24 protein-coding genes are annotated in these 22,152 nt (G+C 56.5%); 12 read left to right on the plus strand and 12 right to left on the minus strand.

Annotated elements, in window-relative coordinates:
• The first annotated feature begins 206 nt into the window (after positions 1–206).
• Entirely contained in the window at positions 207–635 is a 429-nt protein-coding gene (locus GOV90_RS15025) for an excinuclease ABC subunit B (protein WP_171093502.1), read from the plus strand.
• Between the two features lie 18 nt (positions 636–653).
• On the opposite strand, the gene GOV90_RS15030 is transcribed toward GOV90_RS15025, so the two are convergent.
• Positions 654–1,076: an excalibur calcium-binding domain-containing protein gene (locus GOV90_RS15030; RefSeq protein WP_253284749.1), complete on the minus strand. Its 423-nt coding sequence runs from the start codon at positions 1,074–1,076 to the stop codon at positions 654–656.
• Between the two features lie 119 nt (positions 1,077–1,195).
• Between GOV90_RS15030 and GOV90_RS15035 the strand changes: the two genes are divergently transcribed.
• Positions 1,196–1,672: a pyridoxamine 5'-phosphate oxidase family protein gene (locus tag GOV90_RS15035; protein WP_171093504.1), complete on the plus strand. Its 477-nt coding sequence runs from the start codon at positions 1,196–1,198 to the stop codon at positions 1,670–1,672.
• A gap of 3 nt (positions 1,673–1,675) precedes the next feature.
• Here GOV90_RS15035 and GOV90_RS15040 read toward each other — a convergent pair whose 3' ends face one another.
• The 5 genes from GOV90_RS15040 to GOV90_RS15060 all read right to left on the minus strand — a co-directional run bounded on the left by GOV90_RS15040 (position 1,676) and on the right by GOV90_RS15060 (position 7,066).
• Positions 1,676–2,083, minus strand: a complete 408-nt coding sequence (locus tag GOV90_RS15040) for a universal stress protein (protein ID WP_171093507.1) — start codon at positions 2,081–2,083, stop codon at positions 1,676–1,678.
• Between the two features lie 73 nt (positions 2,084–2,156).
• Positions 2,157–2,474 (minus strand): antibiotic biosynthesis monooxygenase, encoded by a 318-nt coding sequence (locus GOV90_RS15045; protein ID WP_171093509.1) that lies wholly within the window; start codon positions 2,472–2,474, stop codon positions 2,157–2,159.
• A gap of 143 nt (positions 2,475–2,617) precedes the next feature.
• Positions 2,618–4,903 (minus strand): glycosyl hydrolase family 28-related protein, encoded by a 2,286-nt coding sequence (locus tag GOV90_RS15050; RefSeq protein WP_171093511.1) that lies wholly within the window; start codon positions 4,901–4,903, stop codon positions 2,618–2,620.
• Between the two features lie 138 nt (positions 4,904–5,041).
• A complete protein-coding gene (locus tag GOV90_RS15055) occupies positions 5,042–5,443 on the minus strand; it encodes a DUF4864 domain-containing protein (protein ID WP_171093513.1) in 402 nt (133 codons plus the stop codon).
• Positions 5,444–5,491: 48 nt separating this feature from the next.
• Positions 5,492–7,066, minus strand: a complete 1,575-nt coding sequence (locus tag GOV90_RS15060; RefSeq protein ID WP_171093515.1) for a lysine--tRNA ligase — start codon at positions 7,064–7,066, stop codon at positions 5,492–5,494.
• A gap of 380 nt (positions 7,067–7,446) precedes the next feature.
• On the opposite strand from GOV90_RS15060, the gene GOV90_RS15065 reads away from it, so the two are divergent.
• The 3 genes from GOV90_RS15065 (at position 7,447) to GOV90_RS15075 (ending at position 9,080) form a co-directional block, all read left to right on the plus strand.
• On the plus strand, positions 7,447–8,184 hold the full coding sequence (locus GOV90_RS15065; RefSeq protein WP_171093517.1) for a class I SAM-dependent methyltransferase: 738 nt from the start codon (positions 7,447–7,449) through the stop codon (positions 8,182–8,184).
• Entirely contained in the window at positions 8,181–8,555 is a 375-nt protein-coding gene (locus GOV90_RS15070; protein WP_171093518.1) for an EamA family transporter, read from the plus strand. The genes GOV90_RS15065 and GOV90_RS15070 overlap by 4 nt, the downstream gene beginning before the upstream one ends.
• 102 nt (positions 8,556–8,657) lie before the next feature.
• The gene (locus tag GOV90_RS15075; protein ID WP_171093520.1) at positions 8,658–9,080 is read left to right on the plus strand and encodes a tellurite resistance TerB family protein; all 423 of its coding nucleotides are present in this window, start codon (positions 8,658–8,660) and stop codon (positions 9,078–9,080) included.
• 26 nt (positions 9,081–9,106) lie between these two features.
• On the opposite strand, the gene dacB is transcribed toward GOV90_RS15075, so the two are convergent.
• From dacB to GOV90_RS15090, 3 genes are all read right to left on the minus strand, one after another.
• On the minus strand, positions 9,107–10,585 hold the full coding sequence (gene dacB / locus GOV90_RS15080) for a D-alanyl-D-alanine carboxypeptidase/D-alanyl-D-alanine-endopeptidase (protein ID WP_171093522.1): 1,479 nt from the start codon (positions 10,583–10,585) through the stop codon (positions 9,107–9,109).
• Positions 10,586–10,666: 81 nt separating this feature from the next.
• Positions 10,667–11,272, minus strand: coding sequence for a nicotinate-nucleotide adenylyltransferase (locus tag GOV90_RS15085; RefSeq protein WP_171093523.1), 606 nt, complete (start codon positions 11,270–11,272; stop codon positions 10,667–10,669).
• Positions 11,273–11,304: 32 nt separating this feature from the next.
• Positions 11,305–11,772 carry an MOSC domain-containing protein gene (locus GOV90_RS15090; RefSeq protein WP_171093525.1) on the minus strand — a complete coding sequence of 156 codons (468 nt, stop codon included), beginning with the start codon at positions 11,770–11,772 and terminating at the stop codon, positions 11,305–11,307.
• A gap of 109 nt (positions 11,773–11,881) precedes the next feature.
• Here GOV90_RS15090 and GOV90_RS15095 point away from each other — a divergent pair, with 109 nt between their 5' ends.
• Positions 11,882–12,703, plus strand: coding sequence for a hypothetical protein (locus GOV90_RS15095; RefSeq protein ID WP_171105515.1), 822 nt, complete (start codon positions 11,882–11,884; stop codon positions 12,701–12,703).
• A gap of 21 nt (positions 12,704–12,724) precedes the next feature.
• The gene (ettA, locus tag GOV90_RS15100) at positions 12,725–14,392 is read left to right on the plus strand and encodes an energy-dependent translational throttle protein EttA (RefSeq protein ID WP_010442471.1); all 1,668 of its coding nucleotides are present in this window, start codon (positions 12,725–12,727) and stop codon (positions 14,390–14,392) included.
• Positions 14,393–15,290: 898 nt separating this feature from the next.
• Here the strand turns inward: ettA and GOV90_RS15105 are convergent.
• Positions 15,291–15,677: a hypothetical protein gene (locus tag GOV90_RS15105; RefSeq protein WP_171093534.1), complete on the minus strand. Its 387-nt coding sequence runs from the start codon at positions 15,675–15,677 to the stop codon at positions 15,291–15,293.
• A gap of 462 nt (positions 15,678–16,139) precedes the next feature.
• Between GOV90_RS15105 and GOV90_RS15110 the strand changes: the two genes are divergently transcribed.
• Both GOV90_RS15110 and GOV90_RS15115 read left to right on the plus strand, forming a co-directional pair.
• Positions 16,140–16,346: a cold-shock protein gene (locus tag GOV90_RS15110; protein ID WP_171093536.1), complete on the plus strand. Its 207-nt coding sequence runs from the start codon at positions 16,140–16,142 to the stop codon at positions 16,344–16,346.
• 163 nt (positions 16,347–16,509) lie between these two features.
• Positions 16,510–17,064 (plus strand): L,D-transpeptidase, encoded by a 555-nt coding sequence (locus GOV90_RS15115; protein ID WP_171093538.1) that lies wholly within the window; start codon positions 16,510–16,512, stop codon positions 17,062–17,064.
• Between the two features lie 6 nt (positions 17,065–17,070).
• On the opposite strand, the gene GOV90_RS15120 is transcribed toward GOV90_RS15115, so the two are convergent.
• Positions 17,071–17,733 carry an arylesterase gene (locus GOV90_RS15120; protein WP_371732500.1) on the minus strand — a complete coding sequence of 221 codons (663 nt, stop codon included), beginning with the start codon at positions 17,731–17,733 and terminating at the stop codon, positions 17,071–17,073.
• A gap of 27 nt (positions 17,734–17,760) precedes the next feature.
• Here GOV90_RS15120 and GOV90_RS15125 point away from each other — a divergent pair, with 27 nt between their 5' ends.
• Both GOV90_RS15125 and GOV90_RS15130 read left to right on the plus strand, forming a co-directional pair.
• The gene (locus GOV90_RS15125; protein WP_171093540.1) at positions 17,761–18,456 is read left to right on the plus strand and encodes an ABC transporter ATP-binding protein; all 696 of its coding nucleotides are present in this window, start codon (positions 17,761–17,763) and stop codon (positions 18,454–18,456) included.
• Positions 18,453–20,981 carry an ABC transporter permease gene (locus GOV90_RS15130; RefSeq protein ID WP_171093541.1) on the plus strand — a complete coding sequence of 843 codons (2,529 nt, stop codon included), beginning with the start codon at positions 18,453–18,455 and terminating at the stop codon, positions 20,979–20,981. Before GOV90_RS15125 ends, GOV90_RS15130 begins: the two co-directional genes overlap by 4 nt.
• A 2-nt stretch (positions 20,982–20,983) precedes the next feature.
• Here the strand turns inward: GOV90_RS15130 and GOV90_RS15135 are convergent, their stop codons facing one another.
• Positions 20,984–21,430: an Rrf2 family transcriptional regulator gene (locus GOV90_RS15135; RefSeq protein WP_171093544.1), complete on the minus strand. Its 447-nt coding sequence runs from the start codon at positions 21,428–21,430 to the stop codon at positions 20,984–20,986.
• Between the two features lie 93 nt (positions 21,431–21,523).
• Between GOV90_RS15135 and GOV90_RS15140 the strand changes: the two genes are divergently transcribed.
• Positions 21,524–22,135, plus strand: a complete 612-nt coding sequence (locus tag GOV90_RS15140; RefSeq protein ID WP_171093546.1) for a gamma-glutamylcyclotransferase family protein — start codon at positions 21,524–21,526, stop codon at positions 22,133–22,135.
• The last annotated feature ends 17 nt before the right edge of the window (positions 22,136–22,152 follow it).

Here is a 22,152-nt window from a genome sequence, read left to right on the forward strand (position 1 = left end):
CGTGACAGAACTGTCATGTGGCGCAGCCAGAACAGCTACGCCGCGCGCATCCTAGCACAGGGGCTTGAAATCTCAGATTGATACGCAGGATTTTCGGCCATTTTCAACCACGCGCCTCACTGCGCGCAAGCCTCTGACACTTCAGGGTTGCAGCCCAGCGTCCCCGGGGCCTTGTCTTGCCCTGTTCAGCGGCTACATCCCCTCTCATGCGTGTAATCCTGACCTCTCTGATCTTTGCCACCCCGGCCTTCGCGTGGGAGGCGACGGTGGGCGATATCTGCACGCTGTCGCATGACACAGGTGCGGCGACAATTTTTCTGACCTATGACCCGTCCGCGCCGCTTTATACGCTGACGGTCACCCGGAAAGATCAGGTCTGGGCTCAGTCCCCGTGGTTTGCAATGCGGTTCGAAGGACGAAACCCCATCGAAATCGCCACCCCACGCCATGTCTTGTCCGACGGAGGGTCCGCGTTGACGGTGACAGATACCGGCTTTGGCAATGTGCTGGATGGGTTGGAGTACAACCAAGTCGCCTATGCATTCACGCAAGATGGGATTGCAGAGTTCCCCCTGATCGATGCAGCGCCGCAGGTGCGTATCTTTCGCACCTGTGCAGGCGCGCATTTGTCCTGAACGGGTTTTCTTTGCCCGCTATGGGCGCACGAATTTGGCGTTACCGACCGCACGTTGTTGCGGCTCTGGGCGGCTTTCAGATTGCGCGGCCTGCGGTACAGGCGTCTCGGCAAACCCACAGGCAACGCCGTCTCCGTCCGGGTCATTGCGCGTGTGATACCCCGGTTGACCTTCGCGGAACGGCCCGATCCCCATGGCCTGCGTCGCGTCACACCCTGCCAGCGCGATCAGGTGGATCACGGCCTCATCCCGATTATACTCGGACACCCGAATGAAAACGCCCACCGCGATCAGCACAGTCGTGAGAGGCAGCAATAGTACCATGATCAGTATGCGTACCGGAGACAGTGCCTGCCGACGCGTGGCCTCGGCCCGCTGGTGTCGGCGGGTTGATCTTGGGTTCAGGTCAGGCGCGTCCTGCATGGGTTTCTTGAACAGCATGCCTGGGTCTTACGATGGATATGTGGCAAAGCCGAGGCAATCGGATCGAAAGGTTGGCGGGCCGCCGATTTACACTCTAGTGTCACTGCGAAACCCTGATTGCGAGGTATCGCCAAACCGTGACCAGTCCCTACCAAACCCCGGACGAAACGGTCCGCGCGCAGGCCAGAGAGCTTTTGATGCAGGCGCAGTTTGCTGCACTGGCGGTTTTGCACCCTCAGACGGGTTTGCCAACACTGTCCCGTATCGCATTGGCCACGGACACAGATGGCTGCCCTGTCACGCTGATCTCGTCACTGGCCGAACACACCCAAGCCCTGAACGCCAACCCGAATTGTGCCCTTCTGGTCGGAGAGCCTGAAGAAAAGGGCGACCCGCTGACCCATCCCCGTCTGACACTTCACGCTGTTGCGCAGTGGGTAAACCGGGACATGCCAGAGTATGCCCTGCTGCGTGAGCGGTATCTGAGCCTGCGGCCTAAGGCAAAACTGTATATCGATTTCGCCGATTTCAGTTTTGTCAGGTTCACCATCCAGGATGGTTTGCAGAACGGCGGTTTTGGCAAAGCCTATCGCCTGACAGCAAGTGATTTCTGACGTTCAGCGCACCACATGCACAGCACACCCAGCATGTCGTACGACATGTGAAGCAGTTGAACCCAGCAGCAGATCCTGCATGCCCGGTCGATGCGACGCCATGATGATCAGGTCGGGAGAGTTGGCTTCGGCCCAATCCAGAATTGTGCGGCCAGAGTGTCCTTCGATCACCAATCCACGCGCATTTGGCAACTGCGCTGCCAATTCATCCAATTCCGTCTGAATCGCCTTGCGTGCTTCGGTCAGGTATTCGGGCGGCATATACGAAATCGCATAGTTCGGAATATGCTCGACCACATGCAGCAATGTCACCTGCGCGTCTGGTGTGGCCAACAGTTGAGCCAGTTTCAAAGGCCCGGAGGTGTCTCTTTCAGCATCGAATGAGATGGGGACAAGAATGTTGTGATACATAGCGTGAGCCTCCGTTTTGCAGGCTCACTTTGAAACAAATTAATACTGCAGGCTTTGATTCAGGTCAGGAATTTCAGAATGTCTCCGCCACGTCATACATGACCGGCTCAAAGCTTTTGCATAGTTCGTTGATCTTGCGGTTGCGGTCGCGCATCTCAGGCGTCCGCAACATGGCCAGAAAATCTTCGCGCCGTTCCCATTGCGAGTAGTTGGCGATTCGGGTTTGCGCGTCGTTCACATGCAGCCCTGCGGAAACAAAACCCGGCTGCTTGGAAATGAATTCGGCATAAGCGTCGGTCAAGGCTTCCAAAAGGTCCTGACAAGTACCCGGCGTCATTTCGAAGGTTGTGATAACTGTTTGAACACTGGCATCTTTGGCGATTTTCGGCATCGGGATTCTCCATTTGCTTTCCTCAGCCTAGCACACCCAACAAAAACGTCGCCTTTTTCCTGCCAGCCCCGCAACGTGATACGAGTTGTGTCAAGCCCGATACGAAGAATTGGCCGCTCCAATCAGAGCGGCCACTCCTGTGTTCATTGGTCCATCCGAATCAATGCAGTAACTTGGCCTTTAACCTGTTCAGGCCATCTCAGGGTCAGATCAGCACCCAGAGCCCCCTGCTCGGGCAAAACGTGAGGTGCTGCAAAAACCTGATTATTGAAAATACCTGTAAGCCCCCAGAGCACGGTAATACTGTCGCAACTACGCGCTTTGCCATTGAACGGCAGTTCTCCGTTCGACGAAACTGGCCAAAAACTTGCGACTGAGTTTTGCTGACGCCGGACCCTCAGAGGGTGCGCCGCCTTTTTTGTGACGCCGTGATAGGTGTTGTTCTGGAACGTCACATTCGTGTGTCTATTGTTATTCAAATCGGCAAAGGTCTTACTCACCCTTTCCGCCCGATCTATCGAACCACTAGTGGCCCGAAACTTGTTTCCAGTTACAACCAAACCATTCAGGAAATGCCCGGCCCCATATGGACGAATAATGATAAAGCTGAACCAGGACGGCGCCTGACTTGAATAGAAGATATTGTCCGTGATGCTCATTGCGCTGAACGAGAACCCGCTGGTGAAAGCGGGTGAGGCATCCCGTTCATTGGTCCATTCGATAAAACAATTGTCGACATAGTTTTCGGCAATAGTGGAACTGTTATACGTGCCGATCATGATCAACCCAGCGGTGCGTACGCCTTGCGGAATGCCATCACCTTGGAAAAAATGATTACCGAGAACCATGTTGTTGTCACCGCCCAGAACGGCAAAGTGTTTAAAGCGCACGGCCTGGTTGTGGCGCAGTTTCACGTCGTTCGAATTGGTGTTCAGCCCGATTGACGATCGATCCGTCACAGGCAAGGATTCTTCCGCCGACAGGAACTGACAATTGTCGATCAACATCCCCTTGCACCCTGTCGCAATCGAGGTGATCCCCCGGTCTTTCGGGCGGCTGACAAAACAATCTTTCAACTGGAATGTGCCGCCCGAAGTCGCCAGCCGAATGGCGCTGCATCTGCTGTTGCACTGAAACTCGATCTGCTCCATGCCGAATTTACGCAGTGTATTGAAGCCGCTGAAATCCAGAAGGTATTTGAACGCGTGGAACGTGAACGTCTGCGTGCCCGACGCATCATAGATTGGCGCGTTCAGGATGATCTCACCAGCACCAACGTTCTTTGACCGCACATAGATTTCGCGGCCCACACCACTGCCCTGCACCAACGAACCCACAGGAATATTCGCCACATTGGCCACATTGGTCAGTCGCGTTCGGTCCGAAGGATCATAGGTTGCCACCGATGTGAAGGTCTCGGTATCCCAGGCCGTGCTGCTCTTGACATCGAACTGACCGTTGCGGATCACGCGGCGGGTGGAAAAGCCTTGTTTGTTCGGAACCGCTGCGGCCATGTCAATCGGAGCCGTTACCGAGATTTTGCGACCGCCCAGGTCAAGCGATTCATGATCCGCGTTATTCAGCAACGCCTGAAACGCCTTTTTGAAAGCAAGCTCTTCATCACCGAAGGCCGCAATGTAACTTGGCAGATGGAAGTCTTTGGTCAGCAACAGCATCTTGTCATCCGGCATCGTAACGGTGCCTTCAAACTCCATCTCAGAGGTCATACTGGTGTTTTCCCCAAGATAGTAGTTTCCCTGCGGAACATAGACGCGACGCCCGCCAGCGGCCTGATCTGCGGCCTCAAACGCGGTGGAGTCGTCCGTAACACCATCACCGACCGCGCCATAATCCCGAACATCCACCAGACTGATCATTTCACGAAGGAAGACATTGGTGACGTCGGATATCTCAAGATCATCCACGCGCACCAGGGCACCGTTGGCCCCTTCGATGTCCAAGCCGAAATGGCCATACAACGCGGCAAGACCCCAAGGCAAATCCACCCCCGGACGTTGGCCGGTGCCAACTATCGCCGTAATTTCATGCACTGAACCATAACCCGATAGCTGAGTTGCCGGACCCTGCTCCACAACGCCTGCAACATGTGCATCCCCTGCACCCCCGGCCCAAGCGGCAATCCGCACCGAAGGCAATGGCCCGCTAATCGCTTTGACACGCGCTTTGATCTGCAGGTAACAACCGGGCAATATAGGCGTCTGCCCCATATAGCGCAGCTGCTGTGTTGTGTTCACTTTCAGAATCTCAAGACAGCCACCAAAATCCGCATCCGAAGGCGCAAAAACCCCTGTGCCGGACCCGCCATAGGTCGGCGAGCCCGGAGTCCCGTCCCCGGCAGACCAGACTGTCAGGCCATTCGCGAATTGAGGTGGCATGAACACGATGCCGTCAGTGATTGCCTTGTTCATTGAAATCCCTTTCTCAATCGCGTCGCGCAGGTCATGCGACGCGTCCAAACCCCGTGTTCAGGTCCACCCCGAACGCGAAAGTCTGGATACCGAAAGGGAATTAACTACGGCTCATCTCACCGTGACGGTGGTGTTGCCTCAAGCCGCAGGGTCAGCGTTACCCAACAATTGAACGCCATTTATTTTCCAACCACCTTCCAAAGGGATCATTTGGTAGTCCAAAATGTGAACGCGCCCATCGCCGTCGGTGATCATGACTTTCTGCCACAATGACCCGGCAATCTCGCGCAGTTCCAGAAAGCGTACATAAGCAGGTCGCCAAACCATGGGATACCCATTGCGGACCATTGCTCCAAAGTTGTCCGGATTTTGAAAGAGCCGCTGAATGTTGGGGCTGGCAAAAGTAAAGGCCGTTGCGAAATCATCAGCCTTGAAGGCTTGTATCTGCGCCGCGATGTTCGCTTCGATTTCAGAACTTTGGGCATACGCCCCCGACACCAGTCCGGCACTCAAGGAAAGAGCAAGCAATAATCGACGCATGGGGCCACCTCCTGCAGATAGGGTAGCCCCAGACCTGTTCAGGTCAAATCAGACCAGCTCTCCGGCCAGTGCTTTGTCGATCAGAGCAATTGTTTCCGGCACACCATACAGCGCGATGAACCCCCCGAAACGCGGACCTTGCGACGCGCCAAGAAGCACTTCGTAAAGGGCTGTGAACCAGCCGCGCATCGGGTCAAACCGCTCGCGCCCGATCGAATAGACCACCGACTGCAGCGCCTCATCCTCGGTGGGGCCATCATAGGCTTCAAGCGCAGCCTTCAGTGCCTCCAGTGCCTCGCGTTCCTGATCCGTCGGTGCGCGGTGCTTGCGCGTCGGTTTGACGAAGTCGTTGAAATAACGCACAGCGAACCCAGCCGCCTGATCCAGGTCAGGGTGGCTCTCGGCCGTTGCGTTGGGCGCATAGCGGCGAATAAAGCCCCATAGCGTTTCTTTGTCCTCCGCCCCCGATACGGATGCGAGATTCAGCAACATCGCAAAGGGCACGATCAGCGTCGATTCAGGAACGTCACCACCATGGATATGCCAGACCGGGTTGTTCAACTGCGCCTTCAGATCCTGCCCCGGATAGGCACGCAACTGCTGATGATACTCATCGTAAGCTTTCGGGATCACATCAAAATGCATCCGCTTGGCCGTTTTGGGCTTCTGATACATGAAATACGCCAAGCTCTCGGTTGGCGCATAGGTCAGCCATTCGTCAATCGACACGCCATTGCCGGACGACTTCGAGATTTTTTGACCGTTTTCATCCAGGAACAGCTCATAGCTGAAATGCTCGGGCGCACGGCCGCCAAGCGCACGGCAGATCGAGTCATAGATCTTTTCGTTCGTCGCGTGCTCTTTGCCGTACATCTCGAAATCGACACCCAGGGCTGCCCAGCGCGCGCCGAAGTCCGGCTTCCATTGCAGCTTCACATGGCCCCCGGTGACGGGAACGGTCCATTCCTTGCCTGTCTCATCGTCAAAGGTCACGGTGTATGTTTCAGCACAGACCTTTTTCATCGGCACATACATGACCCGCCCGCTTTCAGGGTGCAGCGGCAGGAAAATCGAATAGGTCTGCTGGCGCTCTTCCCGCAAACTCTTGAGCATGATCGTCATGATCTCATCATAGCGTTCAACCGCACGCTTGAGAATTTCGTCAAACTGCCCGGACTCATAGAATTCTTTGGCCGAGTAGAATTCGTACTCAAACCCAAATGTGTCTAGGAAACGCCGCAGCATGGCGTTGTTATGCGCGCCAAAGCTGTCATATTCACCAAACGGATCCGGCACCGAGGTCAAAGGGCGCTGTAAATGCTGCTCCAGAATCTCCGGGTTCGGCACATTGCTGGGCACCTTCCGCATCCCGTCCAAATCATCCGAGAAACAGATCAGCTTGGTCGGAATGTCAGAAAGCGCTTCGAACGCACGCTTTACCATTGTGGTCCGCGCAACCTCACCGAAGGTACCGATGTGCGGCAGACCCGAAGGGCCATAGCCGGTTTCAAACAACACATACCCCTTTTCAGGCGCACCTTTCTGATAGCGTTTGAGCAACCGGCGCGCCTCTTCAAAAGGCCAGGCCTTGGACGACATCGCGGTTTCACGCAGTTCAGACATTTCAATGTGCTCCATCGGGAAAGGTGCCTTGGTTGCCCCATGCAACCGGACCGGCCCCTCCTATTGTGCCAGTGCAGCATGAGTCAATAAAGCACTGGCCCGTTTCCTGCCATAACTGACCAGAAACCGGAGTTTCCCCATATTCAAAGGGCTAAAGTCTCATGCACTACTCCGAATAGTCGAACGCTGTCTTCAGTCGGTCCGTGACTCAGGTTTCACAGCTCAGCCTTACTGAAGCCACAATGCTGGGGCGATTGTACTCTCCGAAACAAAAAAGACACGGGCCGCACGCTCTGACTTGGCCCGCATATTTCACGGGCTTCTCGGGCCATGTATGACTAGGGCAAGATCAGGAAGCTTACCGGACCACAGGACAAAAGATGCGACGCGAAACGACCAATCTGATCCGCTTTGTGCTTGAAGACATCGTACCGCCAATCTTACGCGACAGCGCCGCCTTTCACTGGCTTGCTCGTCGGGTCTGGGGTGAACATATCACCCGGCTGGCGGCGTTCCGCGAACGTGCACCGTTTCTGACAGATGAAGAATACGAAACCCTGTATCGCGACCATCCGCGCGTCCATGACGGAACCGACAATTCCGAAGCCTGCATAGATCGGATTGCCAGAGACATCGTCGGCGACAGCATCTGCGATGTCGGTTGCGGCACTGGTGTTCTTTTACAGCGTATCCGTGCCCAGCGCCCAGACATAGCCGCCATGACCGGCGTGGATTTTGTGGTCGACGACGCGGAAGCTCTGGACAACATCACCTATGTCGCCGCGCGGATCGAAGATCTGCCCTTTGACGACAACAGCTTCGACACCGTTATCTGCACCCATGTGATTGAGCACCTGCTGGATTATCGCCAAGCGATTGCGGAACTGCGGCGGGTCGCGCGCAAGCGCGTCATCATTGTGGTCCCGCGTGAGAGGGAATACCGCTACAGCTTCAATCCGCACTTTAACTTCTTCCCCTACACCCACAGCTTTTTGCGCGCTGTACATCCCAGCCCAAGCGTATATGTCTGCGAAGATATCGGGCGCGACATCTATTACTGCGAAGACCGCCCTGTGGATCAAAGCAACGAAAAGCCCGTAAAGGACCAGGCGGCATGAGCGCCACCGCGCCAACGGTATTGATCTGGACGGGCTTGCTGTTGACGCCTGTCATGATTTCCGCCGGTCAGGTGTTGTTCAAGCTCGCAGGTGGGCGGATCGACGGACGCGACGCCACAGGCTTAGTGGGCGTAGTACACACCCTTTTTGACCCTTTTTTGCTTGTCGCACTTGCGATCTACGGATCCGCTACCATCCTTTGGATTTATGTGCTTAGACATGTGCCTTTGTCGCAAGCTTATCCGTTCATGGCGCTTAGTTTTGTGCTGGTTCCCCTCGCCTCGTGGCTGTTCTTCGGCGAAACGCTGGGGCTGCGCTATTGGATCGGGGCCGGGCTTTTGCTGAGCGGAATGGCAGTGATGAATACCTGACCGGTGCAACCTTCCGCACAAACGCGGCAAAACAAGATGTTGAACCTGCCCTGCCCCCCTTCTATCCTGCGCTTTTGAAGAACCCCAAGCAGGATGCACCGAATGACCGAGCAAGTTCCCCACCCGATGTCCCCACAGGATTGCCTTGTGGCGATCATGGTTGCGATTTCGGCATCTGACGAAACAATCCGAACCGCTGAACTGGTCAAGATCGAAGTGGCGGTGAACATGCTGCCGGTCTTCGCCGGGTATGATATCGACCGGATGCGCCACGTATCACAGATCGTGTTTGATCTGTTTGAACAGGAAGACGGGCTGGATGCTCTGTTTGGCCTAATCCGCGACAACCTTCCCGAACGGCTGAACGAAACGGCTTATGCGCTGGCCTGTGATGTTGCCGCCGCAGACGGATCGCTTGCCGAGACCGAGCTGCGTTTGCTGGAAGAAATCCGGTACGAGTTGAGTATCGACCGCCTACACGCAGCCGCAATTGAACGCGGTGCCCGCGCGCGTCACGCCGTCTGACAACAGGCGTCGTCGGGTTTCACGGCTTAACTGCCATATAGCGAGCCCCAGCGTTCAAGCAGTGCGCGTTGCAGCTTTCGCGACCTTCGGTTCCAGCTGCGCGCGCCATCCGGACGTTCACGCTGAGCACGTGGTATTTGTGCGCGTTTCGCCACGTCTGCCGTGAAGATAGCAAAGGCCAGGTCGACCCCGTCTGCCGTTGTCAGGAAGCCGCCCAGCCCGGAAACAAAGTTCAGTGTCCCGGTCTTGGCGTCAACCTTAACTGGATGGTTCTTGACGACCCGACCATTTCGATCGGTCAAGGCAAAAGGCTTCATCAAGGGGCGCAATATCCCTGCCTTCTGCGCGACCACCAAGGCCGAAACCAGATCTGCGGGCACAATGCGCGAAGCATCGCCAAGACCGGAATGATCGACCATCGCGATACCGTTTACACCAAAACTCTCCATGGCCCATCGGTTCATCTCGGCCGCCGACTCTGCCAAGTTCCCAGGAGAGACTCCCCGTGCCTTTGTCGCAGCCATTCCGACCATCTCAGCCGTCAGATTGGTCGAAAATTTCAACATCCCGCGTAGAATGCTCTCCAAGGGATCACTGCGATGCACCACAAGATCCACGCCCTGCGGGCTTTGTCGTGTTACTTGCACCCGCCCCAGCACAATCCCGTTTGATCGCGCCAATGTTCGAAACACATCGCCAGCGTAAAGCGCGGGTTTGCGCACCGGTAACCAGCGAGCCCCACCATTGCCCAGCGCACCCTTCGCCACGGTCCAGCGATCCTGCCGCGCGCTTGGTTGATAAGTATAAATTGGCAGGCTTCGGCTCTCGACCCGCATCGAGGCCACGTCGACCGCAGGAACATAACGCGCACTGCGTGCGTCCATGCTGACGTCATACCCTTTGCCCGCGCGCTTCCACTCAAAGTGTACCCGGTTGAAATTCAAAGAAATCCCGCTGATGGCAGGACTGTACCCCACATGATCCGGCTGTCCAGGGTCGATGCTGAACACAAATGGCAGTGCCCCGTCATAGACCTTGAACGCACCGCGCACCTCGGTAATGCCAGCCTCGCGCAGGTTGGCCGCCATCGTGGCCAGCGCATCTGTGTCCAGCAAAGGGTCTCCACCGCCCTCTAGGATTAAGTCACCATGCAGAATACCGTTTTCGATCCGACCATCTGCCACCAAACGGGTTTCAAACCGGTGATCCGCGCCCAGAACATCCAGCGCGTAAAGTGCGGTCAACGCTTTGCCGACACTGGCGGGGGGCAAGGCGGCCCCATCGCCAAACACCTCCAGCTGCGCGCCGGTCGCTACATCCGCAACCGCAAACACAACCTCGCCCTTCAATCCAGCGGCAGCCACCAGACGCTCGGCCCCGCTTAACGGCACCCCACGGATCTGCGGCCTGAGAGAAACCAGAGGTGCCTGCGCAAGACCTGCCGCCGGGATCAGAGACGCCCCCAATCCCCCCAGAAACACACGACGTGAAAATCGATCAGCCATAGCTGAATTAAAATCCTACAGAATAAAATCACACAACCTCTCGCTGAGATTATGCGCCCATTGGGGCTATTCCGGCAACACTTACGCGCGCCACTCTCCGCGCGTCCGGATTTCGGTCGAGCTGACATCAACCATCGGCACATTGACGAAACACCAGGCCGGGGCTTGCGCGCGACCGAGCAGATGCCGCGCCTGCCCGTCGATCCGGTATTTTGCATAAAGCCGTGCCGCCGGTGACATCCGGGCCGAGATCCGATCCCCCGGCCGCGCCACCACTCCAACAGGCACACTATCCATGATCAGCCGCCAGTCTTTCCATTTGTGGAACTGCGCCAGATTGTCAGCCCCCATCAACCAGACAAACCGAACCTGCGGATACAGCCGCCGAAGCGCTGCCAGAGTATCCGCCGTCGCCCGCGTACCCGTCAGCGCCTCGATATCTGTCACGTCAACCTTCGGGTGCTGCATCACGGCTTTAGCGGCTTGCAACCGCCGCGCCATCGGGGCTGGCCCATGCTCCTTCAACGGATTGCCCGGCGAGACCAGCCACCACACCCGATCCAGCCCAAACGCCTTCATCGCCTCTCGCGTTACATGCACATGGCCTTTGTGCGGAGGATCAAAAGACCCGCCGAACAGCCCAACAACCTGTCCGGGTCGTGCATATGGAATATGGTAACGCTCCATCCCTTGCTGATGTTCAGAACTGAGAGGGGTTGTCAATCAACAGGTTGCACCGCATCACCCAGCTTGACACGCCCCGGGCGGAGGACTTCGGCACACCACCCCCCGTGCCCGCGCACGGCAGAGTAACCGCCCTGACCCAGAGCCTCCTCCATCCGACTGCAAGGTGCACAGATCACGGTAAAGCGCAAAATGGCTTCTCCCACCTGCACCTCACGCCCTTTGAGCGCCGCCAGATTGATCCCCGACACCACCAGATTGCGCCGCAGAATGTCCGGCGCCAACGGCCCCTGCCCCAAATACGAGCCAATCGCCGCCAGATGCTCCTGCTGGATCAAAGTCACTGCCCGCTTGCCCGCACGGCCTCGGTCGCCGTCGAGCCCGTCAGTGGCGATCAATACCTCGTCCGCTATAGTCATCTCTGACCGCCTCTCAGACCGAAGGCCGATCCATTCGACACGCCCCGGCTGCGCCCAACCCGCAATGAGATCTTTCAAGGGCATCAATGGCTCCAAGATTTTCCTACCTCCCCTCATCTAGCAGTCTGGCCGTTCCCGAGGCAGCCGCTAATAGTAGCGCTGATTGATTTGTGAATTCTGTCGGAGGCTCATTGTGCAAGCGGACTTAAAAGTTCGATTTGGCGAACTAATCATCTCGAAAAAGGAACTACTTAGTTTGGGGCCACAACTTGCACGAGCGGTTGTATCCACATCGTTTGTAGCACAAGAGATTCGGGAGTTCGTACGTCTTGTTGATGGGGCGATCGTCGAATACGAAACCCAACACAATGTACAGCTTATGCAAACTGCACAACGCAGTACATTACTCAGAGCATTAGCTCTGAAAGTCGACAACTTCTTGAACATTTGGGAACACTTGCTTTCAAATCCCAATACTAAGGCAGCAGACACATTCGGAATACTTGAGGATTTACATTCCAAATACTCACAATCCTTTTCGGATCTTCGGGAACATCCGGGTCAGGAAATCGCAAAACATGTTCGCGATAGAATGACTGCGCACACTGACTTAGTTGCTACTCAAAAATCTATTGAATTGTTTCAAGACGATTGGAGCGTCAGTATCCTCTATAATGCCGCCCCGGGAAATTCATTCTTCGCTCTGGGCGAAGATGTCGTTTTTGGCGCTGGTTTGATGCATCAACATGGTCGCAAGGGGAGCGAAAAACAGGAAGAACAATGTGCTTTTTCTCAACACGAAGCAACTGAGCGTTTAAAAGTTTGGAATGACTACGTGATTGATGCTGCCAGTGTATGCCTTAGCTATCACATTGAGCTGATACACGCTTTCCCAGAAAAGTGTCTGAACAAACGAGGCGCACCTTGGATTGACTTGGCCATCCCCGCAAAACGTCATAGTACGCTTGAAGACTTCCGACTTCCTGTCTACAGCCGTAACCCAGATATTGAATGACTCACCGGAAGAGGACGCGACATGGCCGCCTATCAATATGTCTACCACATGCAGGGTGTCTCCAAGACCTATCCCGGTGGCAAGAAGTGCTTTGAAAACATCCACCTGAGCTTTCTGCCCGGCGTGAAAATCGGTGTCGTCGGCGTCAACGGCGCGGGTAAATCGACACTGATGAAGATCATGGCCGGTCTCGACACCGATTTCACTGGTGAGGCATGGGCCGCAGAAGGCGCCAAGGTCGGCTATCTGCCGCAGGAACCGCAGTTGGATGAATCGCTGACCGTCCGCGAAAACGTCATGCTAGGCGTGGCCGCGAAAAAGGCCAAGGTCGACCGTTTCAACGAAATCGCCATGGAGATCGCCGAGAATTACTCGGACGAGCTGATGGAGGAAATGACCACCCTGCAGGACGCGATCGACGCGGAAAACCTCTGGGATCTCGACAGCCAGATCGACGTCTCGATGGAGGCGCTGCGCTGCCCGCCGGACGATGCCAACATCGCCAACCTCTCGGGTGGTGAGAAACGCCGCGTGGCGCTCTGCAAGCTGCTGCTCGAAGCGCCCGACATGCTGCTCTTGGACGAACCGACCAACCACCTGGACGCCGAGACCATCGCCTGGCTACAACAGCACCTGATCGACTACAAGGGCACCATCCTGATCGTCACTCACGACCGTTATTTCCTGGATGACATCACCGGCTGGATTCTGGAACTCGACCGTGGCCGCGGCATCCCGTACGAGGGCAACTATTCCGCATGGCTGGAACAAAAAGCCAAACGGCTGGAGCAAGAAGCCCGCGAGGACAAGTCCAAGCAGAAGACCCTGCAGCGTGAATTGGAGTGGATGCGTCAGGGTCAAAAGGCCCGTCAGGCCAAATCCAAGGCCCGGATTAACGCCTATAACGAACTGGCCGAGCAGTCCGAACGCGAAAAGCTGACCCGCGCTCAGATCGTCATCCCCAACGGCCAGCGCCTTGGCGGCAAAGTGATTGAGGTCGAGGGCCTTTCGAAACACATGGGCGACAAGCAACTGATCGAAGGGCTGGACTTCGCCCTGCCCCCTGGCGGCATTGTCGGCGTCATCGGCCCCAACGGTGCGGGTAAATCGACGCTCTTCAAGATGCTGACCGGTCAGGAACAGCCCGACAGCGGCACCATCACGCTGGGCGACACGGTCGAGCTGTCTTATGTCGACCAGTCCCGCGATGACCTGAAAGACAACGACACCGTGTGGGAGGCGATCACCGGCGGAGCCGAGATCATCCAGCTGGGCGACGCGCAGGTCAATTCCCGCGCCTATTGCTCGTCGTTTAACTTCAAGGGTGGCGACCAGCAGAAAAAGGTCTCTCTGCTGTCAGGCGGTGAACGCAACCGCGTCCATATGGCCCGCCTGCTGAAAGAGGGCGGCAATGTCCTGCTGCTCGACGAACCGACCAACGATCTGGACGTAGAAACCCTGCGCGCGCTAGAAGACGCACTGGTCGATTTCGCCGGCTGCGCCGTTGTGATTTCGCACGACCGCTTCTTCCTCGACCGGATTTGTACGCATATTCTGGCGTTCGAGGGGGATGCTCACGTGGAGTGGTTTGAGGGCAACTTCGAGGACTACGAAGAGGACAAAAAGCGTCGTCTGGGACCGGACGCGCTGGAGCCCAAGCGGTTGAAGCATAAGAAGTTTGCGCGGTGAAAACTTGGAAAGCTCAACGAACATTTTGGACGAGGTCGACTTTTATCGCGCAGCTCTCAATTGGGTGACCCGCAGAGATGAATACGAGTGCCCAAAAAATCAAAAGTTACCTCTGCTAAACTCATTCGCTCGGTTCCGTAGCTTTTGCATAGAATACAGCGTACCACAAAATCGCACTGAGGATTTCAAGAACATCTCGGAATTGTACGACTACTTAGGAGGCAAGATTGACGGGAGCCTACCTGTCGACCAGCATGCACACGATTGGAAAGAAAAGGGTATTTTTAGGAATCAGCAAGTTAGTCTGGCAAGCAAAATCTTGCACTTTCGGTTACCTCAGGAAGTAATGCCTTGGGATACTTATGCGAGAAATGGGCTTTCGCTTCTTGACGATGGTTCAAAGAGCTTCAAAAAGTATGCTGACTTTGAACTCAGACTTGATAACTTTCGGAATGAAATTGACTATCCAAAAGTTGCACGAGAATTTCTATGTCGGTTCAAAATTCCAACACGCGACATCTTAGGGTTTCAAAACCGTGTTCTTGATTGCGCATTGATGCGCATTGGAGGGAGATGGGAAAAACAAGCGTAGGGCACCATCGCTTCTCTATCCTTCAAGCCCAAACACTTCAAATCACGGGTGAAATCACCCATCCTACGGCTCGCTGTTTTGAAGCCAGCAAGTAGGCTGGGCTTCCACCCGGCACTCCACGCAATACAAGAGATTTTTTCAGAACCCGCCAATGACACGCACCAAATCCCTTCAATCGATACGGGCCAAATTGGGAAAGCCGGGCTGAAACCCGTCCTACGGACTTGGGTTATTCGATCCCACCGCGAAGCAACCAAACTCCGGCGTCCCAGTCAAAACTCTAATGGATGATCGCAGATGCAGCCCTCAAACTGACCGGTTTCTGCGAAGTTTGCCCAGACCAAACAGCCCGGCCAAAGCGCCGACCAGCAGCAACCAACTGGCTGGTATCGGAACAGCCGAAAGGTTCGCCTGCGCCAAGGTGCCTTCCGACATGCCACCCTCTTGATCTGTACGTTCCCCCAACAATTCCAGCTCCTCAAGATGCAGATCGTCGTCATAGGGTTCAGACATCAGGGGCAAACGGGGGTTTTCCCATTCCAACTCTTCTAGATGTCTTTCGCTGTCAAAGTCCGAGAGAAGCTCGGACACAACTTCATCATCCACATTCACGCTTTCCGCCCCATCCAAGGTGGTCAATGCTTCTGATGCTCCGGCCCAGAACAGAACCGCCAATGTGCAAATAACTCTCATAAACGCCCCCACAGCACCGTAATTAATTGTAGCATTTCAGCGTCATTTTTCAAATATCTCAATAATTGAATTAAAATGAGGACTTATGAGATCAAAGGCTACCGTCCTAACAAGACAACTCTGGTCCTGTGCCTCAAAGGGCCGCAAGCAAAGCTGCGATTCTCAATTGTCTCGTTATGCATTTATTCGGAAACGGGGATAACCACCGGTCGTATGAGCCGGGCACGGCAAGTCCAACCCTTTGATCAAAAACCCCTTGAAACACCGCAATAGGCTCTGGGGCCAAGGTTCAATCCAGGCGATCATCCCTTGCCACATGGCCACCTCAATGCCATATGAAAGGAGCTTACGTTTTTCTATTTCGACCCACTGTCTCCTTTTACGGCGCTCAGTCTATCGATCCAGACAACGACGCCAGGCTGCCGCATCCACGTGGGCAGCACCAAACAGGAGACAACGGATATGCCCGCAGGCACCGTAAAATGGTTCAACACCACCAAAGGCTACGGCTTTATCGCACCCGAAGATGGCGGCAAAGACATCTTCGTTCACATCTCGGCTGTCGAGCGTTCGGGCCTGACCGGTCTGGCCGACAACCAGAAGGTCACGTATGAGCTGCGCGCTGGTCGTGACGGTCGTGAAAGCGCCGACAACATCCAGCTGGCCTAAGCCAGTCTAAGGGTAAGGCATGGCCTTACCCTTTCCCTCCTGCTCGCCTGCGTGGCGGCCGGAACACATCACGACCACGTGATGTTTGCCCCAGAATTGACCAAATATCATATCATACTGAAACTGTTCTTAAGTTTCATTGGTCATTCGATGAGGGTTTTCGATGTTTACACGCCGTGTTTTTCTGGCCGGAACAGCTGCCAGCCTGTTGCCGGGAATCACCAGCGCCAAGAAAGCGGTCGAGTATGATCCGACGCCGCAATTCGTGCGCATCAAAAAGCAATTCGTGCCTGGGCAGCTTCTGGTCGCCCCCCGGTCGTTCTATCTCTACTACGTGACCGAACCACGCAAAGCGATCCGCTATGGTTGTGGTGTTGGAAAGGCGGGGCTGGAATTTACTGGATCGGCGACCATCGATGTGAAAAAGGAATGGCCCACCTGGCGTCCGACCGATGAAATGATCGAACGGGACCCGGTGGCCTACGCAAAATTCAAAGACAATGACTATGTCCAACCCGGTGGCGGAGATAACCCGCTGGGCGCGCGGGCGCTGTATCTATTCCAGAACGGCGTCGACACGTATTTCCGCATCCATGGCACAACGCAGCCGCAAACCATTGGTCATGCAGTGTCAAACGGCTGCGTCCGGATGCTGAACGAACATGTCATTGACCTATACAATCGCGTCCCAATCGGAACAGTGGTCACGGTCGTCTGATCAAAGTCAGGGGGCCGCTGCCTGCCCGACAAGCTCCAGAACGGACGGGCCCAGCGCATCCACGATCCGGGCGACCCCGTCGGCATTTGGATGAATGCCGTCGGCCTGCATGAACTGCGACACCGCGCCGGGATCGCCCTCGGCTGTCAGCCCTTCAAAGAAACTGCTGACAAACAACGCTCCAAAGTCCTGGGCCAATTCGGGATACATGGCGTCAAAAGCCTGCTTGTACTCGGCCCCATAGTTGCCGGGGGCCTGCATACCGATGAGCAGAACGGCGACATCACCTGCCCGTGCAACCTCAAGGATTTTGCTCAAATTGGCCCTCGATACGGCAGGATCGATCCCGCGCAGCAGGTCATTTCCCCCCAAGGCAACGATCATTCCATCCACGTCCGGTGTCAGGGTCCATTCCACCCGCGCGGCCCCACCCGCCGTTGTGTCGCCCGACACACCGGCGTTGATCACCTGCACATCCGCTCCTTGGCCCTCAAGCCAACGGTCAAGCTGAGGCACAAACCCGTCTTCTTCCACCAGCCCATAGCCTTGAGTCAGCGAATCCCCCAAGGCGGCAATCACCACTTGCTCGGCTGTGGCCGTGAAACCGCAGAAGATAAACAGACCTGTCATCAAAGCCTTGCGCAATGTGGTGATCGCTCCATATCCCAAAAGACCGCTCCTTAATCGGGTAAACCTATGACATCTGCTGTTCTCACTCTCCAAAATGCTGCTTTGTCACTGGATGGCAATGCCGGACGGGTCGATATTCTGCATGACATCACGTTGTCTGTGACCAAGGGTGAGACACTGGGCCTGATTGGGCCGTCCGGCTCGGGCAAATCTTCACTGCTGATGTTGATGGGTGGGTTGGAACAAGCGACCAGTGGGCAGATCACCGCGCTGGATCAGGACCTAACCAGCATGGACGAAGATGCACTGGCCCGCTTTCGACGCAACAACATGGGCGTGGTGTTTCAGAATTTCCACCTGATCCCGACCATGACTGCGCTTGAGAACGTGGCAACACCGCTGGAACTGGCAGGCCAAAAGGACGCGTTCGACCGTGCCGAGGCTGAGCTGGAAGCTGTTGGCCTGTCGCATCGGCGCGATCATTACCCGGCGCAATTGTCGGGCGGTGAACAGCAAAGGGTGGCACTTGCCCGTGCCTCAGCGCCGCGCCCCAAGATTTTGTTGGCGGACGAACCGACCGGGAATTTGGACGAAACAAACGGCTCCGCGATTGTCGATCTGCTGTTCGGACTGCGCCAGAAATACGAGGCCACCCTCGTTCTTGTCACCCACAGCCGTTCTCTGGCGGAACGCTGTGATCGTGTCGTCCGTTTACGCGATGGACGGATTGCAGAAGAAACCCTGCAGGAGGCCGCCGAATGAGCCTGCGACTGGCGGGGCGGCTCGCCCGTCGCGAGCTACGCGGCGGCTTGCAGGGATTTCGGATCTTTCTGGCCTGTCTGGCTCTCGGCGTCGCTGCCATCGCAGCCGTCGGGTCGGTACGGCAAGCCATTCAAACCGGATTGGCGCAGGAAGGTGCTTCGCTTTTGGGCGGCGACGCCCAGCTTGAATTCACCTATCGCTTTGCCGACGAGGCAGAGCGTGCCTGGATGCAGCAAGCATCCGAACAGGTGTCCGAAATCGTCGATTTCCGCTCGATGGCTGTTGTACCCCGTGACGACGGACCGGAGCGCGCACTTACCCAGGTCAAGTCCGTCGACACTGCGTACCCCTTGATTGGTTCGGTCAAACTGGATCCTGACATCACGCTGGATGATGCCCTAAACGGGACATCCGGCTTGCCCGGAGCAATTATGGAGCCCGTGCTGATCGACCGGCTTGGGCTGACTGTCGGTGATCGCTTCAAGCTTGGGACACAGGAATTTATCCTGACAGCCGCATTGGTGAACGAACCCGACAGCGCGGCAGATGGGTTTGGCCTTGGACCGCGCACATTGGTTCGAACCGAGGCGCTACAGACCTCCGGGTTGTTGGAACCCGGTACTTTGTTTTCGACCAAATACCGATTGAACCTGCCAGACACGATTGTTCTTCCCGAAATCGCCGCCGAAGCTGACAAAGCCTTCGACGGCACGGGAATGCGATGGAGCGATGCGCGCAACGGTGCCCCCGGTATTTCCGAGTTTGTCAGCCGCCTCAGCGCCTTTCTGGTTCTTGTAGGCCTCTCGGGCCTTGCCGTAGGTGGTATCGGAGTTTCTGCCGCCGTGCGCGCGTACCTGAGCCAAAAAACGGAAACCGTCGCGACCCTGCGCACTTTGGGGGCTGATCGCGCGACGATTTTTCAAACCTACATGCTTCAGATCGGCGTGCTGTCTGTGATCGGAATTGCGCTCGGCCTGGCGCTGGGTGGGCTGGCTCCGCTGCTTCTGGCGCCTCTGTTGGAAAGCCAGTTACCGGTTCCGGCAGTATTCTCGCTCTATCCGCAACCACTGATCGAGGCCGCAATCTATGGGCTGCTCACCGCATTTCTGTTCACGCTTTGGCCATTGGCCAGAACCGAAGACGTGCGGGCCGCAACCCTGTTTCGCGATGCGCTGAGCACGGCTCGAGCGATCCCTCGCCCGACCTTTGTCATCGCCACAGGAATTGGACTTGTATTGCTTGTCACCGTTGCCGCCTGGTTCAGCGGATCCACCCGATTGACCCTTTGGACAAGCGGCGGGCTTGTGGGCGCGTTGGTTTTGCTGACCCTCTCAGCCTATACCATTCGCAAACTGGCACGGGCCGGAGCGCCTCTGGCACGCGGCCGCCCCGCCCTGCGATGGGCTTTGTCCGCCATTTCAGACCCGCGTGAGGGCGCAGGCTCGGTTGTTCTGTCGCTCGGTCTGGGCTTGTCCGTTCTGGCCGCCGTTGGACAGATCGACGGAACGCTGCGCAACGCGATCTCTGGCAATTTACCGGACGTTGCGCCCTCATATTTCTTCGTCGACATCCAGAAGGACCAGATGCCCGGCTTTACCGATCGCCTGACTTCGGACCCTGCCGTCAGCCGCATCGAAAGCGCGCCAATGCTGCGCGGGATCATCACGCAGATCAACGGCCGCCCTGCCCGTGACGTGGCTGGTGATCATTGGGTGCTCGAAGGCGACCGTGGTGTTACCTACTCCGCTCAGCCCCCGGCAAACGCAAACGTAACCGACGGGGAGTGGTGGGCCGAGGATTATTCGGGCACGCCACAAGTCAGCTTTGCCGCAGAAGAAGCAGCCGAAATGGGCCTGCAACTTGGCGACCAACTGACCGTCAATATCCTTGGTCGCGACATTACGGCAGAACTGACTTCGCTGCGCGAGGTGGATTTCTCAACCGCAGGTATGGGATTCATCATGTCGATGAACCCCTCTGCCCTGTCCGGTGCACCGCATAGTTTCATCGCCACTGTCTATGCTGAAGAGCACGCCGAGGCCGCCATCCTCCGGGATCTCGCAGGCCAGTTCCCCAACATCACCGCCATTCGGGTCCGCGATGCCATCGACCGCGTTTCGGGCCTGCTGGCCGGTATCGCCGCCGCCACATCTTACGGCGCGGGCGTGTCTTTGCTGACCGGATTTCTGGTCCTGATCGGAGCCGCAGCAGCGGGCGAACCTGCCCGCAGATACGAAGCGGCAATCCTGAAAACCCTCGGAGCCAATCGGGGCCGCATCCTGCGCAGTTTTGGCCTGCGCTCTGTCTTACTGGGGGCCGCCGCGGGCTGTGTTGCCTTGCTGGTCGGCATTCTGGGCGGCTGGGCCGTTGCCACCTATATATTCGAGACGGATTTTGCGGTCATCTGGTCTTCGGCCCTCGGCATTGTTCTGGCCGGGATCGGTGTCACACTCTGCGCAGGTCTTGCCTTCGCGCTGCGCCCGCTTTCGGCCCGACCAGCCCGTATCCTGCGCGCCAGCGACTGAACTCAGCGCACACAGGCCACGGGCTGCAGAAGCTTCAGCAAAGGATCGTTGTCACAGACCAAGGCATCCAGCGAAACTTCATCGAGAGAGGCGTAAAACACCTCGGCCGCGTCTTGCAGCGCCAGCCGCAACCGGCAGGCATCCGTCAAGGGGCAGGTATTGTCCGCATCCGCAAAACACTCGGCAATGGGCAAGGCCCCTTCGACATGCCGGAAAACGGCACCGATCCGAATTTCTTCGGCCGGGCGCGCCAGGGACATGCCGCCATTGCGACCCCGTTGCGTGCTCAGATAGTTCAACTGGCTCAGTTGATTGATCACTTGTGCCAGATGGTTTTCCGAGATGTTGCACACTTCGGCAATTTCCGCCTTCGTGACCAACCTGTCCGGGTGCGCTGCGCAGTACATCAACAGGCGCACAGCGATATTCGTCCGTTTGGTAATCCGCATGAGGGCCTCCCTGAATTCTAGATGCAGCCTTATTGCATGTCCGGGAAAAAAGCGGTTTGACATACATCAATCGATCAAAAGGACGCCTTATCCATGCCTGACCCCTATTTCTTTGGCTATGGCAGCCTTGTGAACCTCGCGACCCATGATTTTCCCGACCCGCGCCCCGCGAAGCTGAAAGGCTGGAAACGGGCGTGGCGCCATACCGATCTGCGTCCGGTCGCGTTCCTGACCGCAATTCCCGACCCCGAGTCCGAGATCGAAGGCATGATCGCCCATGTGCCTAAAAACGACTGGGCCGCACTGGATCAGCGGGAATGGGCCTATGACCGGGTTCCGGCAACAAATTCGATTTCACACCCCCTGACGCATGATGTCGAAATCGCGGTTTATGCGGTGCCCCATGACCGGCACACCGCGCCCAGCAATCACCATCCCTTGCTGCTCAGTTATATCGACGTTGTAGTGCAGGGATACCTGAGGGCGTTTGGACAAGATGGTGCGGACCGGTTCTTTGCCACAACCGACGGCTGGGACGCGCCTGTTGTGAATGACCGGGCCGAGCCGAAATATCCCCGACACCAACAGCTCAAACCTGACGAGGCAGCATTTGTAGATGACCGCCTGGAGCGCGCATCAGTGAAGATCATCCAGCCGCACCAACAAAAAGAGGCAGACGATTTGCCTGCCTCTTTCAAATTCTAAACTTACATCGTTTCCGT

Origin of the sequence: Ruegeria sp. HKCCA5929 (genome assembly GCF_013034525.1) — a bacterium.
Lineage (GTDB): Bacteria > Pseudomonadota > Alphaproteobacteria > Rhodobacterales > Rhodobacteraceae > Ruegeria.